Here is a 19669-nt window from a genome sequence, read left to right as displayed (position 1 = left end):
CTCCACCACCACGATGGCGTCGTCCACCACGAAGCCGGTGGCGATGATCAGCGCCATCAGCGACAGGTTGTTCAGGCTGAAGTCGCACAGGTACATGACCGCGAAGGTGCCGATCAGCGAGACCGGCACCGCCAGGCTGGGGATCAGCGTGGCGCGGCCGTTGCGCAGGAACAGGAAGACCACCAGGATCACCAGCGCCACCGAGATCAGCAGGGTCAGCTCGGCCTCTTCCAGCGACGCGCGGATCGACGGGCTGCGATCATCCATCACGTTCAGCTTGACCTGCGGCCCGAGCAGTTCCTGCAACACCGGCAGTTGCGCGTGGATGGCGTCGGTGGCCTCGATGATGTTGGCGCCGGGCTGGCGGGTGACGATCAGCAGCACCGCCGGCAGGTCGTCGGAGAAGCCGGCGTTGCGCACGTCCTCCACCGAGTCGCTGACCTTGGCCACGTCGCCGAGGCGCACCGCGGCGCCGTTGTCGGCGTTGTAGTGGATGACCAGCGGCTCGTACTCGCGGGCCTTGCGCAACTGGTCGTTGGCGTCCACCTGCCAGTGCTTGTCGTCCTTCTCGACGGCGCCCTTGGGGCCGTTGCTGTTGGCCGCGGCGATGGCCGTGCGCACGCTGTCCAGGGACAGCCCGTACTGGCTCATGGCATCCGGGTTGAGGTCGACCCGCACCGCCGGCAGCGAGCTGCCGCCGATGCTCACCTGCCCTACCCCCTGCACCTGCGACAGCTTCGGCGCCAGCACGGTCGAGGCGAGGTCGTACATCTCGCCGCGACTCTGGGTCTCCGAGGTCAGGGTGAGGACCATGATCGGCATGTCCGAGGGGTTGGCCTTGCGGTAGCTGGGATTGTTCGGCATGCCGCTGGGCAGCAGGCTCATCGCGCCGTTGATCGCCGCCTGCACCTCGCGGGCGGCGCCGTCGATGTCCTTCTCCAGGTCAAACACGAGCACCACGGTGGTCGAGCCCAGCGAACTGCTGGAGGTCATCTCGCTGATCCCGGCGATCCGTCCCAGCGAGCGCTCCAGCGGCGTGGCCACCGACGAGGCCATGGTTTCCGGGCTGGCGCCCGGCAGGCTGGCGCTGACCACGATGGCCGGAAAATCGACGTTGGGCAGCGGCGCCACCGGCAGCAGGCCGAACGACAGGGTGCCGGCCAGCAGCAACGCCAGGGTCAGCAGCGTGGTGGCGACCGGGCGGCGGATGAAGGGCGTGGACAGGCTCATCGCCCGGCATCCCCGTCGAACCCGGCCTCGGTGTTCAGGTCCAGCCCGCGCTGCTTGCGCCAGGCCGCCCAGCGACGGGCCAGGCGGTCGAAGTAGAGATAGATCACCGGGGTGGTGAACAGGGTCAGGACCTGGCTCAGCAGCAGGCCACCGACCATGGTGATGCCCAGCGGCTGGCGCAGCTCGGCGCCGGCGCCGCCGGCAAGCATCAGCGGCAGCGCGCCGAGCAGCGCGGCCATGGTGGTCATCAGGATCGGCCGGAAGCGCAGCAGGCAGGCCTGGTAGATCGCCTCATGGGGCGGCTTGCCTTCGTTGCGCTCGGCGTCGAGGGCGAAGTCGATCATCATGATCGCGTTCTTCTTGACGATGCCGATCAGCAGGATGATGCCGATGATCGCCACGATGCCGATCTCCTGCCCCGCCAGCATCAGCGCCAGCAGCGCGCCGACCCCGGCCGAGGGCAGGGTCGAGAGGATGGTCACCGGATGGATGAAGCTCTCGTAGAGGATGCCCAGGACGATGTACATGGTCACCACCGAGGCGAGGATCAGCAGCAGCGTGTTCGACAGCGAGGCCTCGAAGGCCAGCGCCGCGCCGCGGAAGCTGCCCTGCATGCTCAGCGGCAGCTCCAGGCTGGCCTCGACGCCACGGATCGCCTCGACCGCCTCGCCCAGGGAGTAACCCTTGGCCAGGTTGAACGACAGGGTCGCCGAGGGGAACTGGGCGATATGGTTGATCGCCAGCAGGGTATGCCGCTCCTCCACCTTCGCCAGGCTCGACAGGCGCACCTGGGTGCCGTCGCTGGACGGCACGTAGAGCTGCTCCAGGGCCTGCGGGCCGAGCTGGAACTGCGGCGCCACCTCCAGCACCACGCGGTACTGGGTGGCCTGGGTGAAGATGGTCGAGATCAGCCGCTGGCCGAAGGCGTTGTAGAGCACGCTGTCGATGTCGGAGAGCTTCACGCCGAGGCGCGAGGCGGTGTCGCGGTCGATGTTCAGGTAGGCCTGCAAGCCCTTGTCCTGCCAGTCGCTGGCGACGTCGGCGAGCTGCGGCAACTCCTGCAGCCGCGCCACCAGCTTCGGCACCCACTCGGCGAGCACGTCCGGGTCGGCGTCCTGCAAGGTGAACTGGTACTGGGTGCGGGCGACCCGGTCCTCGATGGTCAGGTCCTGCACCGGCTGCATGTACAGCTTGATCCCGGGCAGGTGGTCGAGTTCGGGCTGCAGGCGCTGGATCACTTCGCTGGCGGTGACGTCGCGCTCGCTGTGCGGCTTGAGGTTGATCAGCAGGCGGCCGGTGTTGAGGGTCGGGTTGCTGCCGTCGACGCCGATGTAGGAGGACAGGCTGGCCACCGCCGGGTCCTTCAGCACCACCTCGGCGAGGGCGCGCTGGCGCTCGGACATGGCCTGGAAGGAGATCGACTGCGGCGCTTCGGCGACGCCCTGGATCACCCCGGTGTCCTGCACCGGGAAGAAGCCCTTGGGCATGGCCAGGTAGAGCAGCGCGGTCAGCGCCAGGGTGGCGATGGCCACCAGCAGGGTCAGCGGCTGGTGCCGCAGGACCACCCGCAGGGCCTTGGCGTATTGTGCGATCAGGCCATCGATGACCCGCCCCGCGGCGCGCGCGAAGCGGCCCTGCTGGTCCTCGTCGATGTGGCGCAGCAGCTTAGCGCTGAGCATCGGCGTAAGGGTCAGGGAGACGAAGCCGGAAATCAGGATCGCCACCGCCAGGGTGATGGCGAACTCGCGGAACAGCCGCCCGGCGACGTCGCCCATGAACAGCAGCGGGATCAGCACCGCGATCAGCGAGAAGGTCAGCGAGATGATGGTGAAGCCGATCTGCTTCGAGCCCTTGAGCGCCGCTTCCAGCGGCGAGTCGCCCTGCTCCAGGTAGCGGGCGATGTTCTCCACCATGACGATGGCGTCGTCGACCACGAAGCCGGTGGCGATGGTCAGCGCCATCAGGGTCAGGTTGTTGATCGAGAAGCCGGACAGGTACATCACGCCGAAGGTGCCGATCAGCGACAGCGGCACGGCGAAGCTGGGAATCAGGGTGGCGTAGACGTTGCGCAGGAACAGGAAGGTGACCATCACCACCAGCGCCACCGCCAGCGCCAGCTCGAACTGCACGTCCTTGACCGAGGCGCGGATGGTGGTGGTGCGGTCGGTCAGCACCTGCACGTCGAGATTCCCCGGCAGGGTCGATTGCAGCTGCGGCAGCAGCGCCTTGATCCGGTCGACCACCTCGATCACGTTGGCCCCCGGCTGGCGCTGGATGTTCAGCACCACCGCCGGCAGGTTGTTGGCCCAGGCGGCCAGGCGCACGTTCTCGGCGTCGTCCTCGACGCTGGCGACATCGCGGATGCGCAGCGGCGAGCCGTTCTTGTAGGCGATGATCAGGTCGCGGTAGGCGTCGGCCGAGCGCAACTGGTCGTTGGCGTCCAGGGTCGAGGCACGGGTCGGGCCGTCGAAGCTGCCCTTGGGGCCATTGAGGTTGTTGCTGGTCACCGTGCTGCGCAGGTCCTCCAGGCTCAGCCCGGCCGCCGCCAGCGCCGTCGGGTTGGCGCGCACCCGCACCGCCGGGCGCTGGCCGCCGCTGATGCTGACCAGGCCGACCCCGGAGATCTGCGAGATCTTCTGTGCCAGGCGGGTATCCACCAGGTCCTGGATCTGCGGCAGCGGCATGCCGTCGGACATCACCGCCAGGGTCAGGATCGGCGCGTCCGCCGGATTCACCTTGCTGAACACCGGCTGGTTCGGCAGGTCGTTGGGCAGCAGGCTCTGCGCGGCGTTGATCGCCGCCTGGACCTCCTGCTCGGCGACATCGAGGTTGCTCTGCAGGCTGAATTGCAGGGTGATCACCGAGGCGCCGCCGGAACTGCTGGAAGACATCTCGTTGAGCCCCGGAATCTGCCCGAGCTGGTTCTCCAGCGGCGCGGTGATCGACGAGGTCATGATCTCCGGGCTGGCACCGGGGTACAGGGTGACCACCTGGATGGTCGGGTAGTCCACTTCCGGCAACGCCGAGATCGGCAGGAAGCGGTAGGCGATCAGGCCCGAGAGCAGGATCGCCACCATCAGCAGGGTGGTCGCGACCGGCCGCAGGATGAACGGGCGGGACGGGTTCATTCAGCGCTCCCGCTACCCACCGAGTCGCCCTGGAGGCCGCTGGGGCGGCCAGTCTGCGGTTTCTGCGGCTCGCCCTCGAGGACCTGCGGGGAGGCCTCGGCGACACGCACTTCCATACCGTCGCGCAGGCGGTCGGTGCCTTCCACCACCACCTGCTCGCCGGCCTTCAGGCCGCTTTCCACCACCACCCGCTCGTTCTCGCTGGTGCCGATGGCGACGCTGCGCTGGCTGACCTTGTTGTCGGCGCCGACCACGTACACATAGATACCGTTGGTGCCGCGCTGCACGGCGTTGGCCGGAATGGTCAGCACGCCCTTGAGGGTCTGCGCCAGCAGGCGCACGTTGACGAACTGGTTGGGGAACAGCTTGCCGTCGGCGTTCTCGAAGCGTGCCTTGAGCTTGACCGTGCCGGTGGTGGTGTCGATCTGGTTGTCCAGGGTGGTCAGGGTGCCTTCGGCGAGAACCTTGTCCTGGTTGCGGTCCAGCGCGGTGACCGCCAGCTTGCCGGGGCCGTTCATCTGCTCGACGACGGTGCCGATCTGCTGCTGCGGCAGGCTGAACACCACCGAGATCGGCTTGACCTGGGTGATCACCACCAGCGGCGTGGTATCGCCGCTGGTGACCAGGTTGCCGATGTCCACCTGGCGCAGGCCGAGGCGCCCGGAAATCGGTGCGCGGACCTCGGTGAAGGTCAGGTTGAGGCGGGCGTCGTCGACCTGGCCCTGGTTGGTACGGATGGTGCCCTGCAACTGGCGGACCTGGGCTTCCTGGGTATCCAGGGTCTGCTTGGCGATCGAGTCCTCGGCGTACAGCCCCTTGTAGCGCTGCAGGTCGATCTCGGCGTTCTTCAGTTGCGCCTGGTTCTGCATCAGCGTGCCCTCGGCCTGGGCCAGCGCCGCCTTGTAGGTACGCGGGTCGACCACCGCCAGCAGGTCGCCGGCCTTGACCTCCTGCCCCTCCTGGAACAGCACCTTGACCAGCTCGCCGTTGACCCGCGGCTTGACGTTCACCGTGTTGAAGGCGGTGACGGTGCCAAGCGCGTTGAAATGCAGCGCCAGGTCGCCCTGCTCCACCCTGGCCACGCCGACGGTGAGCGCGTTGGCCTTGGGCAGCGCGGCGCCCGGCTTGCCGCCGCGACCGGGTCGCCCGTCGGAGGACGGTGCCGAGGCGGGCGCCGCCAGCCACATCACCAGGCCGATCACGGCGGCGAAGGCCAGGGCGGTGATCAGCCACGGGCGCAGGGTACGGAACTTGGATTTACCGGTCGTTGGAGTCATGGTTCTTCTTCAGGCTTAGAACGGAGGCGCTTTTTCCAGGCTGCACGATAAGCATTGCGGGGGCCCAGGCAAAGCCTCTTTACCCGCTATTTACCCTTGCTTTACCGATAGTTAGGCATTCCGCCCGCATGCTTCGGCGAGCCACCCGCAGCCTGGCACCAGGCTATGACAACAAACGGCTTGCTCCGTTACGGGCGAAGGCTTGAAATAGAGCGTCCTGCACTCGCCCACTCCGCAATCGGCCAGGGACGCACAGATGATCGACCCGTTGAAACACCGCTTCGCGGCGCTCCGCAGTCGCGCCGAATTCCACTCCTTGCGCTACGTCCAGCGTAGCGGCGAGTACCTCTCGGTGCGCCGCAACGTCAGCGAACCGCCGCACTTCAGCCAGGACCGCGGCGCCATGCTCTGCGTACGGCTGAACGGCGTGGAAGCCTACGCCGCCACCAACGATCTCTCCGCGGCCGGCCTGCAGGCCGCCCTGGAGCAGGCCGAGCGGCAAGCCGAGCGGATCGCCCGGCACGCCCTGTTCGACGTCCGCGGATTGCCGCCGGCAAGCGGCCGCTCGCAGTATCGCTCGCCGAACCAGGACGCCCCTTTCCCCTCCCTCGCCGAGTGCTACGAACTGCTCGCCGAGGAGTCCGCCAAGGTGCCGCGCGACGAGCGCCTGGTGAACTGGAGCGTATTCCTCGAAGTCAGCCGCCAGGAACAGCTCTACCTGAACAGCGCCGGCGCCGAGCAATACCACGAGCAGCGCTTCGTCTATCCCGGCGCCAGCGTCACCGCCTACGACGGCCATGACAGCCAGACCCGCAGTTTCGGCGGCCACCATGCCGGCCAGCAGGGCGGCGCCGAAGTGATCGAGCGCCTCGGCCTGGTCGGCGCCGCGCCGCGCATCGCCGACCAGGCCCTGCAACTGCTGGCGGCGCCGAACACCCCGAGCGGCCGCTGCGACCTGCTGCTGATGCCGGACCAGATGATCCTGCAGATCCATGAGTCGATCGGCCACCCGCTGGAGCTGGATCGCATCCTCGGCGACGAGCGCAACTACGCCGGTACCAGCTTCATCAAGACCGAGGACTTCGGTCGCTACCAGTACGGCTCCAGCCTGCTCAACGTCAGCTTCGACCCGGAAATCCCCGAGGAGCTGGCCAGCTACCGCCAGGACGACGACGGCAGCCCCGCGCGCAAGGAATACCTGATCCGCGAAGGCCGCCTGCTGCGCCCGCTCGGCGGCGCCCTGTCGCAACACCGCAGCGGCCTGGAGGGCGTCGCCAACAGCCGCGCCAGCAGTTGGAACCGCGCGCCCATCGACCGCATGGCCAATCTCAACCTGGAGCCCGGCGACAAGAGCTTCGCGCAGCTGGTGGGCGGTATCGAGCGCGGGGTGCTGATGTCCTACAACCGCTCCTGGTCGATCGACGACGCACGCAACAAGTTCCAGTTCGGCTGCGAATGGGGCCAGTTGATCGAGGACGGCGAACTCAAGGGCGTGGTGAAGAACCCCAACTACCGAGGCATCTCCGCGCAGTTCTGGCGCAACCTCAGCGCGGTGGGCGACGCCGGCACCTTCGAGGTGCTCGGCACGCCCTACTGCGGCAAGGGCGAGCCGAACCAGGTGATCCGTGTCGGCCATGCCTCGCCGGCCTGCGTATTCAGCGATGTGGACGTATTCGGGGGAGACGCCTGATGCACCAGAGACAGCATTTCGAAGCCCTCGCCGAGGACCTGCGCCGGCATCTGGCCGAGGGCGAGGACTTCACCCTCTGGTACAGCGCCGAGGACTCCGAGTTCATCCGCTTCAACCGGGCGCGGGTGCGCCAGGCCGGCCGGGTGCGCCAGGCCAGCGCGCTGCTCCGGCTGATCCGCGACGAACGCCAGGCGAGCCTCGACCTGACGCTCTCCGGCGCGCCGGAAGAAGACCGCCAGCGTCTGGTCGAAGGCCTTCGGCAACTGCGCCAGAGCCTGGCCTGGATTCCCGCCGATCCCTATCTGCTGCTCGACACCACGGCCTGGCAGCGAGAGAACCAGGACCTCAGCGCAGCGCCCAACAGCGGCGCGCTGCTGGCCAGCCTCGAACGCCAGGCGCGCGACCTCGACCTGGTCGGCATCTATGCCGCCGGACCGCTGTTCCGTGGCTTCGCCAACTCCTGGGGCGCCTTCGGCTGGCATGCCGGCAGCAGCTTCAACTTCGACTGGAGCCTGTTCCACGGCAACGGCCAGGCGGTGAAGGCCGACTACGCCGGCCAGCGCTGGGACGACGAAGCCTTCGCCCGGCGCTTCGAACAGGCCCGGGAGCAGCTCGGCCACCTGGGCAAGCCGCTGCGCCAGTTGCGCCCCGGCGACTACCGCGCCTACCTGGCGCCGGCGGCGCTCGAAGAAGTCATGCAGATGCTCTGCTGGGGCGGTTTCTCCGCACGCGCCCTGGCTACCGGCGAAAGCCCCCTGCAACGCCTGCAGAACGGCGACGCCCTGCTCAGCCCGCTGCTGAACCTCGCCGAGCGCCCTGCCACCTCGCCCTCCCCGGCATTCAGCGCGGAAGGCTCGCCGCGCGCCGAGGTCGAACTGGTCGGCAACGGCCGCCTGAGCGGACGCCTGGTGAGTTCGCGCAGCGCCCGCGAATACGGCCTGGTAGCCAATGGCGCCGGCGCCAACGAGGCGCCCACGGCGCTGGACATGGCCGGCGGCAGCCTGGAGCAGGCGCGCATCCTCGAGGCCCTGGATACCGGCCTGTACATCGGCAACCTGTGGTACCTGAACTACTCGGACATGCCCGCCGCACGCCTGACCGGAATGACCCGCTTCGCCACCTTCTGGGTGGAGAACGGCCAGATCCGGGCGCCGGTCAGCACCATGCGCTTCGACGACAGCCTGTACAGCTTCCTCGGCGCCCACCTGGAAGACCTCAGCCACGAGCGCGAACTGCGCCTGTCCAGCAATACCTACGGCGAACGCCAGACCGACTCGATGCACCTGCCGGGCGCGTTGACCGGGCGCTTCACCCTCACGCTCTGAGCCCGCGCGGCGCTCCCCGGCGGTTCGCCGCCCGGGAGCGCCGCGTGCGCAATCCGAAGAACACCCGCCGATATTCTGGCGCCATTATCACGCCACCATAAACGGACCGGCTCCCTCCTCGTTCTCCACTCTGGTGACACACGCCCGAGAGGAACCCACCGCACGCATATCCCATTCGGTACACGGAGGTGAAGCTATGCCCGCTTTGAGTCGTCGTTCGTTCGTGACCCTGACCGCCCTGGCCTCCAGCAGCATCCTGCTGAGCCCGCGAGCCTTCGCCGGGAGCGGCGCGACAAGCGCCGCCGGGAAGCCGCAAGAGACCTTCCTGGATTTCAACGAAAGCCCCTACGGCCCCTCCGCCAAGGCCAGGGCCGCCATGCAGCAGGCGGCCGCGCTCTGCGGCCGCTACGACTACGACGCGCAGGACGCCCTGGTCGGCCTGTTCGCCAAGCAGAACGGCATCCCCGCCGAATGCGTGCATGCCTACTGCGGCTCGCGCCAGCCGCTGCAATACGCCGTCGCGGCGTTCACCGGCAAGGAGCGCAGACTGGTCATGGCCGATCCCTCCTACGACTCCGTGGTCGGCGCCGCCCAGGCCCAGGGGGCGAAGGTCGCTGCCGTGCCGCTGGACGCCGAGGCGGCCCACGACATCGAGCGCATGCTCGCCGCCGCGCAACGCGACGCCGGGCTGATCTATATCTGCAACCCGAACAACCCGACCGGCACCCTCACCCCGCACGAGCGGATCGTCAGGGCGATCGAACGCAAGCCCGAGCGCAGCGTGGTGCTGGTCGACGAGGCGTATATCCATTTTTCCGACGCACCCAGCGTCGTTGGCCTGGCCGTCCAGCGCCAGGATGTGCTGGTCCTGCGTACCTTCTCGAAACTCTACGGGATGGCCGGCGCCCGGCTCGGCCTGGCCATCGGGCATCCGCAGCTGCTGGCGCGGCTGGAGCGCTTCGGCGGCCACAACGTGGTGCCCTCGCCGACCGCCCACGCCGGGCTGGAAAGCCTGCGTGACGACGATCTGGTGCCACGGCGCAAGCAGCAGAACGCAGAGGTCCGCGAGCGCACCATCGCCTGGCTGCGCCAGCAGGGCTTCCGCTGCACCGCCTCGCAGTCCAACTGTTTCATGGTGGATATGCGCCGTCCCGCCGAGCTGGTCATCGCCGAACTGGAGAAACAGCGGGTGCACGTCGGCCGCCCGTGGGCCTCCTGGCCCAACTGGGTCCGTGTGACGGTAGGCAGCGAGGAAGAGATGCAGGCGTTCCGGAGCGCCTTCGCCAGCGTCAGCCGGCGCCACCAGGTCGCCATGCGCTAGCGCTGCGTCTCTGCGACGCAGGGCGGATGACCGCGCTGCGATTATCCGCCCTGCTCATGGCCCGAGGCGAGCAGCCAAGGGAATCGGGTTCGCCCGTTACCAGCCAGCCTGGCCGACGGTCATGGGACGAAGCGGGTTGGCCGTGGGGCTCAGAGAGCCGCCAGGGCCGCCGCGTAGTTCGGCTCGTCGGCGATTTCGCCGACCAGTTCGCTGTGCAGCACCTTGTTCTGCTCGTCGAGCACCACCACGGCGCGCGCGGCCAGGCCGGCCAGCGGGCCGCTGGCGATGGCCACGCCATAGTTCTCGAGGAACTCGCGACCGCGCAGGGTCGACAGGTTGACTACGTTCTCCAGGCCTTCGGCGCCGCAGAAGCGCTTCTGCGCGAACGGCAGGTCGGCGGAGATGCACAGCACCACGGTGTTGGCCAGCTTGCCGGCCTCGACGTTGAACTTGCGCACCGAGGTGGCGCAGGTCGGGGTGTCGACGCTGGGGAAGATGTTCAGCACCTTGCGCTTGCCGGCGAAGTTTTCCAGGGTCACGTCGGCGAGGTCGCCGCCGACCAGGCTGAAGGCCGGAGCCTGGGCGCCTTTCTGCGGGAGCTGGCCATCGACGTTGACCGGGTTGCCCTTGAGAGTCACTTGAGCCATTGCGTTGATCCTTCTAGTCAGTGAGAAGCCGCCGGCCCTGTGGCCGGCAGCGGAAGCATTCGGGGCCGGCGACGATGCTAGCACGCTTTACCCGAGCGAAAACCTCGGGTTTGAGCGTCGCCGTCCCCCGAGGCTCAACTCCTGGCCTTGGCGAAATACTCCCGGGTCAGGCGGAACACCACCGGACTCAGTAGCAGCAAGGCGATCAGGTTGGGAATCGCCATCAGCGCGTTGAGGGTATCCGCCACCAGCCAGGCGAAGTCCAGCTGGGTCATGGCGCCGAACGGAATCGCCAGGGTCCAGACGATCCGGAACGGCAGGATCGCCCGGGTGCCCACCAGGTACTCCCAGCAGCGCTCGCCGTAGTAGCTCCAGCCGAGGATGGTGGTATAGGCGAACACCACCAGGGCCAGCGACAGGATGTAGTGGCCGACGCCCGGCATCGCCGCCTCGAACGCCGCCGAGGACAGCGCCGCGCCGCTGGCGCCGCTGGTCCAGACGCCCGAGGTGATGATCGCCAGGCCGGTCAGGCTGCAGATGATCAGGGTATCGATGAAGGTGCCGAGCATACCGATCAGGCCCGAACGCACCGCGCTATGGGTCGTGCCGGCGGCCTGGGCAATGCCGGCGGTGCCGAGGCCAGCCTCGTTGGAGAAGATCCCGCGTGCGACGCCGAAACGGATCGCCGCCATCACCGCTGCGCCGGCGAAGCCGCCGGTGGCGGCGATCGGCGTGAAGGCGTGGGTGAATATCAGTTGGAACGCGCCGGGAATCGCCTCGGCATGGACCACCAGGACGATCACCGAGGCGACGATGTAGCCGACGCACATGAACGGCACCAGGGCTTCGGCGACCTTGCCGATACGGCGGATGCCGCCAAGGATCACCAGCCCGGTGACGAGCATGGTGGCGACCCCGGTGACCCAGTCGGGCACGCCGAAGGAAACCTCCAGGGCATCGGCCATGCTGTTGACCTGGACCATGTTGCCGATACCGAAGCCGGCGAGCCCGCCGAACAGCGCGAAGGCCGCGCCGAGCCAGGCCCAGCGCTTGCCCAGACCGTTCTTGATGGCATACATCGGACCGCCGACGTGTTCGTTGCGCTCATCCTTCTCGCGGTAGTGCACCGCCAGCACCACTTCGGAGAACTTGGTGGCCATTCCCACCAGCGCGGTGCACCACATCCAGAACAGCGCGCCCGGGCCGCCGAGGAAGATCGCCGTGGCCACCCCGGCGATGTTGCCGGTACCGACGGTGGCCGCCAGGCAGGTCATCAGCGCCTGGAACGGGCTGATCTCGCCGCTGCTCTCGTCATCCTTGCTACGCCCCTGCCAGAGCAGGCGAAAGCCGACTCCCAGGCGCACCAGGGGCATGAACTTCAACCCCAGCATCAGGTACAGGCCGGTGCCGAGAATCAGCACCAGCATCAACGGCCCCCAGACCACGCCGTTCAGGTCGACCACCCACTTCTGCAAGCTTTCCATCAGCGATCCTTATTCTTGTTCGAATGAATGCGGCCTGGCGGCAGTGGGCATCCGGAACTCGGACGAACATCCCTGCTCGACAGGCCAAGGCTGCCGATCCTAACGAGGTTATCCCGGCGAAATCGAGAAAAATCTTCACCAGGAAGCCTGCGTCTCATTGCGTCTCGCCGGCCGCCTGGCGACCGAACAGTTCCACCAGCCAGTCGACGAACACCCTCACCCGCGGCGACAACTGGCGCTGCGAGGGATACACGGCATGCAGCGGCAGCGATGGCGGCAACCATTCGCCGAGCACTTGTCGGAGGCTGCCGTCGGCCAGGCCGGCGGCGACGTGATAGTGCGGCGCCTGGATCAGCCCGAGCCCGGCCCGGCAGGCGGCGACGTAGGCATCGGCGTTGTTGACGCTGACCCGGCTGCGCATCGGCAACGTGCGCAGGCGCCCGTCGACGCTGAACTCGAAGTCGAAGGTACGCCCACTGGAAGGCGACTGGTAGTTCACCGCGAGGTGCCCGCCGAGTTCGGCGAGCTGCCGCGGATGGCCATGACGCTCCAGGTAGGCGGCGCTGGCGCAGGTCACCTGCTGCAGGTCGGCCAGGTGCCGGCCGACCAGGCTGGAATCGTGCAGCTCGCCGACCCGCAGCACGCAGTCCGCACCCTCGCGCAGCAGGTCGACCAGGCGATCGTTGCTGCTCAACTGCAGCTCCAGTTCCGGGTAGCGCTCGCAGAACTCCGGCAGGAACGGAATCACCCGCATCCGCCCCAGTGCGCCCGGCAGGTCGACCCGCAAGCGCCCGCGCGGGTTGTTCAGGACGCGTGGAAAGCAGCTTTCCGCCTCCTCCAGGTCCGCCAGCAGGCGCACGCAACGCTCGTAGTAGGCCTGCCCGTCGAGGGTCAGGCTGACCTGGCGGGTGGTGCGCTGCAGCAACTGCACGCCAAGGTGCGCCTCCAGTTGCTGGATCGCCTGGGTCACGCTGGCGCGCGGCAGCTCCAGGCTGTCCGCGGCCTTGCCGAAGGCGCCCAGCTCGACGATGCGGGTGAAGGCCTGCATGGCCTGGAAACGATCCATCGGACGTCCTCGATTATTTGGAAAATACGAATGGTAAAACCGTAATTATGGGCTTTATCCAGGCCAATGCGGAGCGAAGAATGACGGCGTTTTCCTTCCCTCCCGCGAGGCTCGACACATGAAAACCCGTCAACTCGGCCACAACGGCCCTTCCGTCTCCGCCATCGGCCTCGGCTGCATGGGCATGACCGACTTCTACACCACCGGCGGCGACCGCCAGGAGGCCATCGCCACCCTGCATCGCGCCGTGGAACTCGGGCTGAACTTCTTCGATACCGCCGACATGTACGGCCCGCACAGCAACGAGGAACTGCTCGGCGAGGCCCTGCGCGGCAAACGCGAGCAGGTGTTCCTGGCCAGCAAGTTCGGCATCGTCCGCGACCCTGCCAATCCCCAGGCGCGCGGCGTCGACGGCAGCCCGGCATATATCCGCCGCGCCATCGAAGGCAGCCTGAAGCGCCTCGATACCGACCGCCTGGACCTTTACTATCAGCACCGCATGGACCCGCAGGTGCCCATCGAGGACAGCGTCGGCGCCCTCGCCGACCTGGTGAAGGCCGGCAAGATCCGCCACATCGGCCTCAGCGAAGCCTCGGCGGAAACCCTCGAACGTGCCCATCGGGTGCACCCGATCAGCGCGTTGCAGAGCGAGTACTCGCTGTGGACCCGCGATCCGGAGGACACCGGGGTGCTCGCCGCCTGCCGTCGCCTGGGCATCGCCTTCGTCCCCTACAGCCCGCTGGGCCGAGGTTTCCTTACCGGCACCCTGAAGCGCCCGGAAGACTTCGCCGCCGACGATTACCGTCGTTTCAGCCCGCGCTTCCAGGGCGAGAACTTCGCGAAGAACCTGAAGCTGGTGGACAAGGTCGGCGAACTGGCCGCGGCCAAGGGCGTGAAACCCTCGCAACTGGCGCTGGCCTGGGTGCTGGCGCAGGGCGATGACCTGATCCCGATTCCCGGCACCAAGCAGCAGCGCTACCTGGAGGAGAACGTCGCCGCGACGGAACTGCGCCTGAGCGCGGCGGAACTGGCCGAGCTGGATGCGATCTTCCCCGCCGAGGCGGTCGCCGGCAGTCGCTATAGCGAGGAAGGCATGCGCCTGGTCAATCTCTGAGACAGTGAAGCTGCGGTCACGTCTCCATATGCCGGAGCCTGGTTGTAGGGCGAATCACCGCTTGCGGTTATCCGCCGCTTATCCGGGGTATCGGCGGATACCGCCTGTGGCGGTATTCGCCCTACGGGTCTCTATCGCTCGCAATTTCCTGGCTGCCTACACGGCGGGGAAACGGCGCCAGGCGAACCTCAGGGCGTCCACCAGTAGCGCACCACGTGGAAGAAGATCGGCGCGGCGAAGCACACCGAGTCCAGGCGGTCGAGCATGCCACCGTGGCCTTCGATCATGTGCCCCCAGTCCTTGACCCCACGGTCGCGCTTGATCGCCGACATCACCAGGCCGCCGAAGAAGCCCAGCAGGTTGATCAGCAGCGCGATCAGCGCCGCCTGCCAGAGGTTGAACGGGGTGATCCACCACAGCGAGGCGCCGATGGCGGTGGCCAGGGCGATGCCGCCGACGAAGCCTTCGACGGTCTTCGACGGCGACAGGTTGGGAGCGATCTTGCGCTTGCCGAACAGCTTGCCGCAGATGTACTGCATCACGTCGGAGAGCTGCACGACGATCACCAGGTAGGCGATCAGCAGCAGGTTGCGCCCCTCGAAGCCGGGGATGTCGAGGGTCAGCAGCGCCGGCACGAAGGAGATACAGAACACCGCCAGCATCAGGCCCCACTGCACTTTCGAGGCGCGCTCGAGGAAGTGCTTGGTGTCGCCGCCCAGCGAGGCGAGGATCGGCAACAGCAGGAACACGTACACCGGGATGAAGATCGAGAACATGCTGTACCAGTCGATGTAGATCAGCAGGTACTGCATCGGCAGCACGAAGTAGAACGCCGCCACCAGCGCCGGGTAGTCGCTGCGCCGGGTCGGGGTGAGGGTGATGAACTCGCGCAGGGCGTAGAACGACACGCCATAGAACAGCAGGATCACCGCCGCCTGGCCGAGCCAGAAGGCGAAACCGATCACCAGGACCATCGCCCACCAGGCGTTGATCCGCGCGTTCAGGTTGTCGATCACCGCGTTCGGGCCGGGACCGGCGCGCCACTTGAGGACGAAGCCGACCAGCGAGGCGAGCAGCAGCAGCGCGCCGATCCCGCCGAAGAGCATCCAGGTCTGTTCGTTCATCTCAGGCCTCCTCTTCCGGCGCCAGGTCCAGCAGGGCCATGCGCGCTCGTTCGAGGAACGCCTCCTTGCCTTCTTCCGCCGTGGCGACCAGCGGCTTGCCGAAGCTCAGGGTGCAGAGCAGCGGCAACGGCAGCATGCGGCCCTTGGGCATGACCCGGTTGAGGTTGGCCAGCCAGACCGGCACCAGCTCGACCTCCGGGTGGGCCAGGGACAGGTGGTAGATACCGCTCTTGAATGGCAACAGCTTGACCTCGTCGTCCAGGTTGCGGGTGCCCTCGGGGAAGATGATCAGCGAATCGCCGCCGTCCAGGGCGCGGTCGAGGGGTTCGAGCGGATTGGCATTGGCATCGCTGCGCTGGCGGTCGACCAGCACGCCGTTGAACACCTTGTTGATCACGTAGCTGCGCAGGCCGGCCTTGTTCCAGTAGTCGGCGCCCGCCACCGGCCGGGTACGCCGCCGCACCTCCGGCGGCAACGAGGCCCAGAGCAGGACGAAGTCGCCATGGCTGCTGTGGTTGGCGTAATAGATGCGTTGCTTGGGGATCGGCGTGGTGCCCAGCCAGAGGCTGCGCAAGCCGGTGATGGCGCGGGCGCCGGCGATGATGCCATAGGCGACGACTGATTCGAGCATGGGAAGACTCTTCAGGTTTGAGCGTTGAATAGAGGGATCGACAACAGGCACGACAAGGCCAGCAGGAACTGGGCGCCACAGGCCAGCGCCTGCCAGCGTAGCAGGCGCAGGGCGCCGCGGCTGCGCTGGTTCCAGGTGCGCCCCGCGGCGTCCGCGCGGGCCAGGCCGAGGTCGGCCAGGGCCCGGTCCAGGTCTTGGGTCTGCGCCTCCAGCCTGTCGCCGGCGCGGCTGAAACGTTCGAACAGTTCGGCGTCCAGGGCCACTCGCAGCGCCCAGTACTTCTGCCACAGGCCGAGCATGGCGATCGCCAGCATCGCCGCAGCGAAATAGCGCCAGCCGATGCCCTGCACGGCCTGGTACAGGCCCAGCCCGATGGCCAGCAGGGTCAGTGCGGCGGACAGCCGGTCGATCTCGCGGCCACGGCGCAGCAGCGCCGCCACCAGGGCCAGGGATTGCTCAGGCATGGCGCACCTCGCCCAGTTCCGCCGATGGCTCCGGCACGCTCCCGCTCAGCGCCGCGAGGGTCCGCCGCTGGGCCTCGCCCAGCACCACTTGCGGTCGCGCCCGGCGTAACACCGCCACGGCCGACTCGACGTCCGCCGCGCGGCCGCTGAGCAGCAGCCAGGCGGCGACCAGCGTGGCGCTGCGCGAATAGCCCAGGGCACAGGCCACCAGCAGCGGCCCTTGCGCCAGCAGTTCGTCGATCAGCGCGGCGGCGCGCCGGCAGTCCCCGACGTCCGGCGCGACCAGGTCGAGCAACGGCAGGCTGCGATAGGCCAGCCCCTGCGGCTCGCAGGAAAGTTCGGCGGTAGCGTCGAGCAATGCGCGGAAGCGGCCGTCGGCCAGTTCCGCGGACGACGGCAGGCGCCCCAGCCAGAGGCCCGGCAGCACCTCGTCCGGCTGCGGCCGGCGACGGGTCCAGAGCCAGGCATTGATCCGCGCGGCAAGCAGATATGGCGCCAGCAGCCAACGCGCGGCGGCGCTCAGGCGGCCAGTGCTGCCCTTCTGGAAGCCGGCGGCGCCGAACAGCAGGTAGTTCAGCGCCACCAGCGCCAGCGCCAGCGCCGGCCAGCACAGCCACAACGCCGCACCGCCGACGGCAAAGGCGACGGCGGCGCAGGCCAGCGCGCCGAGGCCGTAGCGAGCAGCCAGCCGCCGCCGTTGCCGGTCGCGGCTCAGGCTGGCGCGGGCGAACGGCGCGGGCTGCGCCTGCGGCCACAGCCAGACGCACAGCCAGCCGGCCAGCGCACCGGTGGGCACGTCGATGAAATGGTGCTGCCAGGTGGTCAGCACCGACAGCCCGATCAGCGCGAACCAGCCATGCAGCAGCCAGCGCCAGGCGCCGCTGGCGTAGCGCGCGTAGCAGACCCAGAGCACTACCAGCAGGGCGATGTGCAGCGACGGTGCCTGGTTGTACGGTTTGTCGAACCCCATCAGCACGTCGAACAGCCAGCCGAACACGCCGCCCAGTTCCGGCCGTTCGAAGGTGAAGCGCAGGGGGAACAGCAGGAAGCAGGTCACCGACAGCACCTGGGCGCTGAGCAGGCGCAGGCAGTGGGTGTCCAGCTCGCGCTTGTCTCGCGGCAACAACAGCGACAGGCCGTAGAGCAGGTCGATCGACCAGTACGGCAGGATGGTCCAGGGCCACAGCGGCATCCCGCGTTCCCAGTCGAAGACCAGGCTGCCGACGTCGCCGCGCTGGCTGGTCAACCAGTTGGCCAGGCCATAGCTGGCGAAGAAGAACGGGCCGAGGAACAGCAGCCAGAGCACCGCCCGTTTCAGTACCCCCGGCTCGCGCGGCGCCATCAGCGGGCGACCTTCTGCGCCAGCGATACGCTGAAGATGCCCCACTGGTCGACCCGCTGGGTGATCTTGCGGAAGCCGGCGGCGGCCACCAGTTGGTCCATTTCCGCCTGGGTCCGGCGCCGCATCACCCAGGCCTGGCCCTGGCGGTGGCTGGTCAGCGCGCGGGCGATCAGTTCCAGCTGCGGGTGCCAGGGCTGTCCGGTGTAGACCAGGTAGCCGCCCTCCTCCAGCGCCTCGCCGAGGCCGGCGAGGGAGTCGCCGACCATGCGGTTGTCGGCGAACAGCTCGTAGAGCCCGGAAACCACCCCGAGGCTCGGCTTCGGTTGCAGCGCCGCCAGGTCGGCGCGATCGAAGGCGTCGCCCTTGACGAAGCGGGCGATGCCGGCGAGGCCCTTGCTTTCGATCAGGGCGCTGCCGTCACGCACGTTGATCTCGCTGTAGTCGCGCAGAAGGATGCTTTCCGGCAGCGGCTCGACGCCTTGCAGGGCTTCGAGGATGTAGCGGCCGTGGCCGGCGGCGATGTCGACGATGCGCACCTCGCGCTGCTCCTCGCGCAACCGCTGCATGGCCAGGCGCAGCAGCTCCTCGGCGTGCAGCTTGCGCTGGCGGATGCCGCGCCAGCCGATGGAGTCCAGGTAGTTGCGGTCGATCAGGCGACCCAGCGGGCCGCTGCCGCTGGGCTGGTTGCGGTAGACGTAGTCGAGGGTGCTGCCGGAATCGAAGCCGGTGTCGAAGCCCAGCTTGACCCCGTCCGACCACAGGCTGCCCAGGCGCAGGCCGGCACGGGTGGCGCGCCAGTAGAGATCACGCGGCGAGTTCTTCGGCAACGGCGCGGCCAGCGCCTCGGCCTCGGCGCAGGTATGACCCAGGCGGTCGGCATCGAGCAGGCTCGGTCGTTCGGGGGCCGTGGCGAATGCCTCGAGGAGGAAGCGCCGGGCACGGCCGACGGCCAGGTGACGATCGCGCTCGCCAAGGGTGTCGTGGAAGAAGCCGGGCAGGATGTGCTTTTCCTTGCGCAGGCTGCCGAGACGCTCGAAGAAGCGCTCCTGCGGCGCACGGTGGACGACGAAGTCGGCCCCGGAAATCAGCAGTTGGGTGGGAATCTGGATCGCCTGTGCGTCCGCTACCACCCGCTCGGCAGCTTCGTAGAGGCCGAGCAGGACGTTCACCGAGATCGCCTTGGCGATCAGCGGGTCGCTGTCGTAGGAGGCGATCCGCTGCGGGTCGTGACTGAGGAAGCGTGCCTTGACATAGCTGTTGACGAAGAAATTGCCGCGCCACAGGCGCATCAGTTTCAGCCCGCTGCGGGCGAACGGCACGTAGAGCTTGACCTGGAACGCCGGCGAAGCCAGCACCAGTGCGCGCACCTTCGGCGCGTAGTCGTGGGCCCAGGTGGCAACCAGCACCGCGCCGACGCTCTGCGCCACCACCGCCATCCGCTCTTCGGCGATACCGTGGACGGCCTGGATATGGTCGACGAAGGTCTGTACGTCGCGCACGCTGGTGGCGAAGCTCGGGCTGTCGCCGCGGGCGCCTGGCGAGAGGCCGTGGCCACGGGCGTCCCAGGCGAAGAAGTCGTGTTCCGGCAGGTCGAGTTCGTCGACCAGGTGGGCGATCCGCCCGGAGTGCTCATGGCCGCGGTGGAACAGCAACACCGCCTGGCGCGTGCCGTCCAGCGCCGGGCGGCTGGCCGGCCAGTGGCGGTAGAAGAGTTCTACCCCGTCGTGGGTGGTGAAACGCAATTCCTGTACGTCGCGCATGTGATGTCCCTATGTCGTTGCCCCGGCCGGGAACCCGGCGGGGTTGCTTCCTGCGGGCGCCCACCT

The 19669-nt window shown here is 68.0% G+C and carries 14 protein-coding genes and 1 pseudogene; 4 read left to right on the top strand and 11 right to left on the bottom strand.

What is annotated here, in order from left to right; translation table 11 throughout:
- The 3 genes and pseudogenes from muxC to muxA form a co-directional block, all read right to left on the bottom strand.
- Positions 1-1230 (bottom strand): annotated as a pseudogene (gene muxC / locus HMPREF2924_RS16290) (multidrug efflux RND transporter permease subunit MuxC); the annotation flags it as partial.
- A complete protein-coding gene (gene muxB / locus HMPREF2924_RS16285) occupies positions 1227-4358 on the bottom strand; it encodes a multidrug efflux RND transporter permease subunit MuxB (RefSeq protein ID WP_003089920.1) in 3132 nt (1043 codons plus the stop codon). The gene muxB and the pseudogene muxC, both read right to left, overlap by 4 nt.
- Complete coding sequence (gene muxA, locus HMPREF2924_RS16280; RefSeq protein WP_003111498.1) at positions 4355-5635, bottom strand: multidrug efflux RND transporter periplasmic adaptor subunit MuxA; 1281 nt, start codon at positions 5633-5635, stop codon at positions 4355-4357. Before muxA ends, muxB begins: the two co-directional genes overlap by 4 nt.
- 256 nt (positions 5636-5891) lie before the next feature.
- Here muxA and HMPREF2924_RS16275 point away from each other — a divergent pair, with 256 nt between their 5' ends.
- The 3 genes from HMPREF2924_RS16275 to HMPREF2924_RS16265 all read left to right on the top strand — a co-directional run bounded on the left by HMPREF2924_RS16275 (position 5892) and on the right by HMPREF2924_RS16265 (position 9971).
- Complete coding sequence (locus HMPREF2924_RS16275; protein WP_003131289.1) at positions 5892-7325, top strand: TldD/PmbA family protein; 1434 nt, start codon at positions 5892-5894, stop codon at positions 7323-7325.
- Positions 7325-8650, top strand: a complete 1326-nt coding sequence (locus tag HMPREF2924_RS16270; RefSeq protein ID WP_003131288.1) for a TldD/PmbA family protein — start codon at positions 7325-7327, stop codon at positions 8648-8650. The genes HMPREF2924_RS16275 and HMPREF2924_RS16270 overlap by 1 nt, the downstream gene beginning before the upstream one ends.
- A gap of 196 nt (positions 8651-8846) precedes the next feature.
- Entirely contained in the window at positions 8847-9971 is a 1125-nt protein-coding gene (locus tag HMPREF2924_RS16265; protein WP_003131286.1) for a pyoverdine biosynthesis transaminase PtaA, read from the top strand.
- A 149-nt stretch (positions 9972-10120) separates the two neighbouring features.
- On the opposite strand, the gene tpx is transcribed toward HMPREF2924_RS16265, so the two are convergent.
- The 3 genes from tpx to HMPREF2924_RS16250 all read right to left on the bottom strand — a co-directional run bounded on the left by tpx (position 10121) and on the right by HMPREF2924_RS16250 (position 13168).
- Entirely contained in the window at positions 10121-10618 is a 498-nt protein-coding gene (gene tpx, locus HMPREF2924_RS16260; RefSeq protein ID WP_003089950.1) for a thiol peroxidase, read from the bottom strand.
- 134 nt (positions 10619-10752) lie between these two features.
- Complete coding sequence (locus HMPREF2924_RS16255) at positions 10753-12102, bottom strand: alanine/glycine:cation symporter family protein (protein WP_003089954.1); 1350 nt, start codon at positions 12100-12102, stop codon at positions 10753-10755.
- 154 nt (positions 12103-12256) lie between these two features.
- Positions 12257-13168, bottom strand: coding sequence for a LysR family transcriptional regulator (locus HMPREF2924_RS16250; protein WP_003089957.1), 912 nt, complete (start codon positions 13166-13168; stop codon positions 12257-12259).
- Between the two features lie 118 nt (positions 13169-13286).
- Here HMPREF2924_RS16250 and HMPREF2924_RS16245 point away from each other — a divergent pair, with 118 nt between their 5' ends.
- Entirely contained in the window at positions 13287-14282 is a 996-nt protein-coding gene (locus HMPREF2924_RS16245; protein WP_023124727.1) for an aldo/keto reductase, read from the top strand.
- 188 nt (positions 14283-14470) lie between these two features.
- On the opposite strand, the gene HMPREF2924_RS16240 is transcribed toward HMPREF2924_RS16245, so the two are convergent.
- From HMPREF2924_RS16240 to HMPREF2924_RS16220, 5 genes are read right to left on the bottom strand one after another with little or no spacing between them, the layout of a single operon-like run.
- Entirely contained in the window at positions 14471-15406 is a 936-nt protein-coding gene (locus HMPREF2924_RS16240; RefSeq protein ID WP_003089962.1) for a phosphatidate cytidylyltransferase, read from the bottom strand.
- A gap of 1 nt (position 15407) precedes the next feature.
- Positions 15408-16037: a lysophospholipid acyltransferase family protein gene (locus HMPREF2924_RS16235; RefSeq protein ID WP_003112154.1), complete on the bottom strand. Its 630-nt coding sequence runs from the start codon at positions 16035-16037 to the stop codon at positions 15408-15410.
- Positions 16038-16048: 11 nt separating this feature from the next.
- Positions 16049-16501 carry a hypothetical protein gene (locus HMPREF2924_RS16230; RefSeq protein ID WP_003089966.1) on the bottom strand — a complete coding sequence of 151 codons (453 nt, stop codon included), beginning with the start codon at positions 16499-16501 and terminating at the stop codon, positions 16049-16051.
- Positions 16494-17843 (bottom strand): phosphatase PAP2/dual specificity phosphatase family protein, encoded by a 1350-nt coding sequence (locus tag HMPREF2924_RS16225; RefSeq protein WP_023094001.1) that lies wholly within the window; start codon positions 17841-17843, stop codon positions 16494-16496. Before HMPREF2924_RS16225 ends, HMPREF2924_RS16230 begins: the two co-directional genes overlap by 8 nt.
- Positions 17843-19603 carry a bifunctional alpha/beta hydrolase/class I SAM-dependent methyltransferase gene (locus HMPREF2924_RS16220; RefSeq protein WP_003131274.1) on the bottom strand — a complete coding sequence of 587 codons (1761 nt, stop codon included), beginning with the start codon at positions 19601-19603 and terminating at the stop codon, positions 17843-17845. The genes HMPREF2924_RS16225 and HMPREF2924_RS16220 overlap by 1 nt, the downstream gene beginning before the upstream one ends.
- Positions 19604-19669: the final 66 nt, after the last annotated feature.

This window comes from Pseudomonas sp. HMSC063H08, from assembly GCF_001813645.1.
Taxonomy (GTDB): domain Bacteria; phylum Pseudomonadota; class Gammaproteobacteria; order Pseudomonadales; family Pseudomonadaceae; genus Pseudomonas; species Pseudomonas aeruginosa.
The sequence above is the reverse complement of the archived record's forward strand: the minus strand, read 5'-3'. Positions and strand labels throughout refer to the sequence as shown.

Excerpts from the sequence above, each read along its gene's own strand:
- muxB (WP_003089920.1), bottom strand. The coding sequence starts at position 4,358 with ATGAACCCGTCCCGCCCGTTCATCCTGCGGCCGGTCGCGACCACCCTG.
- muxA (WP_003111498.1), bottom strand. The coding sequence starts at position 5,635 with ATGACTCCAACGACCGGTAAATCCAAGTTCCGTACCCTGCGCCCGTGG.
- HMPREF2924_RS16275 (WP_003131289.1), top strand. The coding sequence starts at position 5,892 with ATGATCGACCCGTTGAAACACCGCTTCGCGGCGCTCCGCAGTCGCGCC.
- HMPREF2924_RS16270 (WP_003131288.1), top strand. The coding sequence starts at position 7,325 with ATGCACCAGAGACAGCATTTCGAAGCCCTCGCCGAGGACCTGCGCCGG.
- HMPREF2924_RS16265 (WP_003131286.1), top strand. The coding sequence starts at position 8,847 with ATGCCCGCTTTGAGTCGTCGTTCGTTCGTGACCCTGACCGCCCTGGCC.
- tpx (WP_003089950.1), bottom strand. The coding sequence starts at position 10,618 with ATGGCTCAAGTGACTCTCAAGGGCAACCCGGTCAACGTCGATGGCCAG.
- HMPREF2924_RS16255 (WP_003089954.1), bottom strand. The coding sequence starts at position 12,102 with ATGGAAAGCTTGCAGAAGTGGGTGGTCGACCTGAACGGCGTGGTCTGG.
- HMPREF2924_RS16250 (WP_003089957.1), bottom strand. The coding sequence starts at position 13,168 with ATGGATCGTTTCCAGGCCATGCAGGCCTTCACCCGCATCGTCGAGCTG.
- HMPREF2924_RS16245 (WP_023124727.1), top strand. The coding sequence starts at position 13,287 with ATGAAAACCCGTCAACTCGGCCACAACGGCCCTTCCGTCTCCGCCATC.
- HMPREF2924_RS16240 (WP_003089962.1), bottom strand. The coding sequence starts at position 15,406 with ATGAACGAACAGACCTGGATGCTCTTCGGCGGGATCGGCGCGCTGCTG.
- HMPREF2924_RS16235 (WP_003112154.1), bottom strand. The coding sequence starts at position 16,037 with ATGCTCGAATCAGTCGTCGCCTATGGCATCATCGCCGGCGCCCGCGCC.
- HMPREF2924_RS16230 (WP_003089966.1), bottom strand. The coding sequence starts at position 16,501 with ATGCCTGAGCAATCCCTGGCCCTGGTGGCGGCGCTGCTGCGCCGTGGC.
- HMPREF2924_RS16225 (WP_023094001.1), bottom strand. The coding sequence starts at position 17,843 with ATGGCGCCGCGCGAGCCGGGGGTACTGAAACGGGCGGTGCTCTGGCTG.
- HMPREF2924_RS16220 (WP_003131274.1), bottom strand. The coding sequence starts at position 19,603 with ATGCGCGACGTACAGGAATTGCGTTTCACCACCCACGACGGGGTAGAA.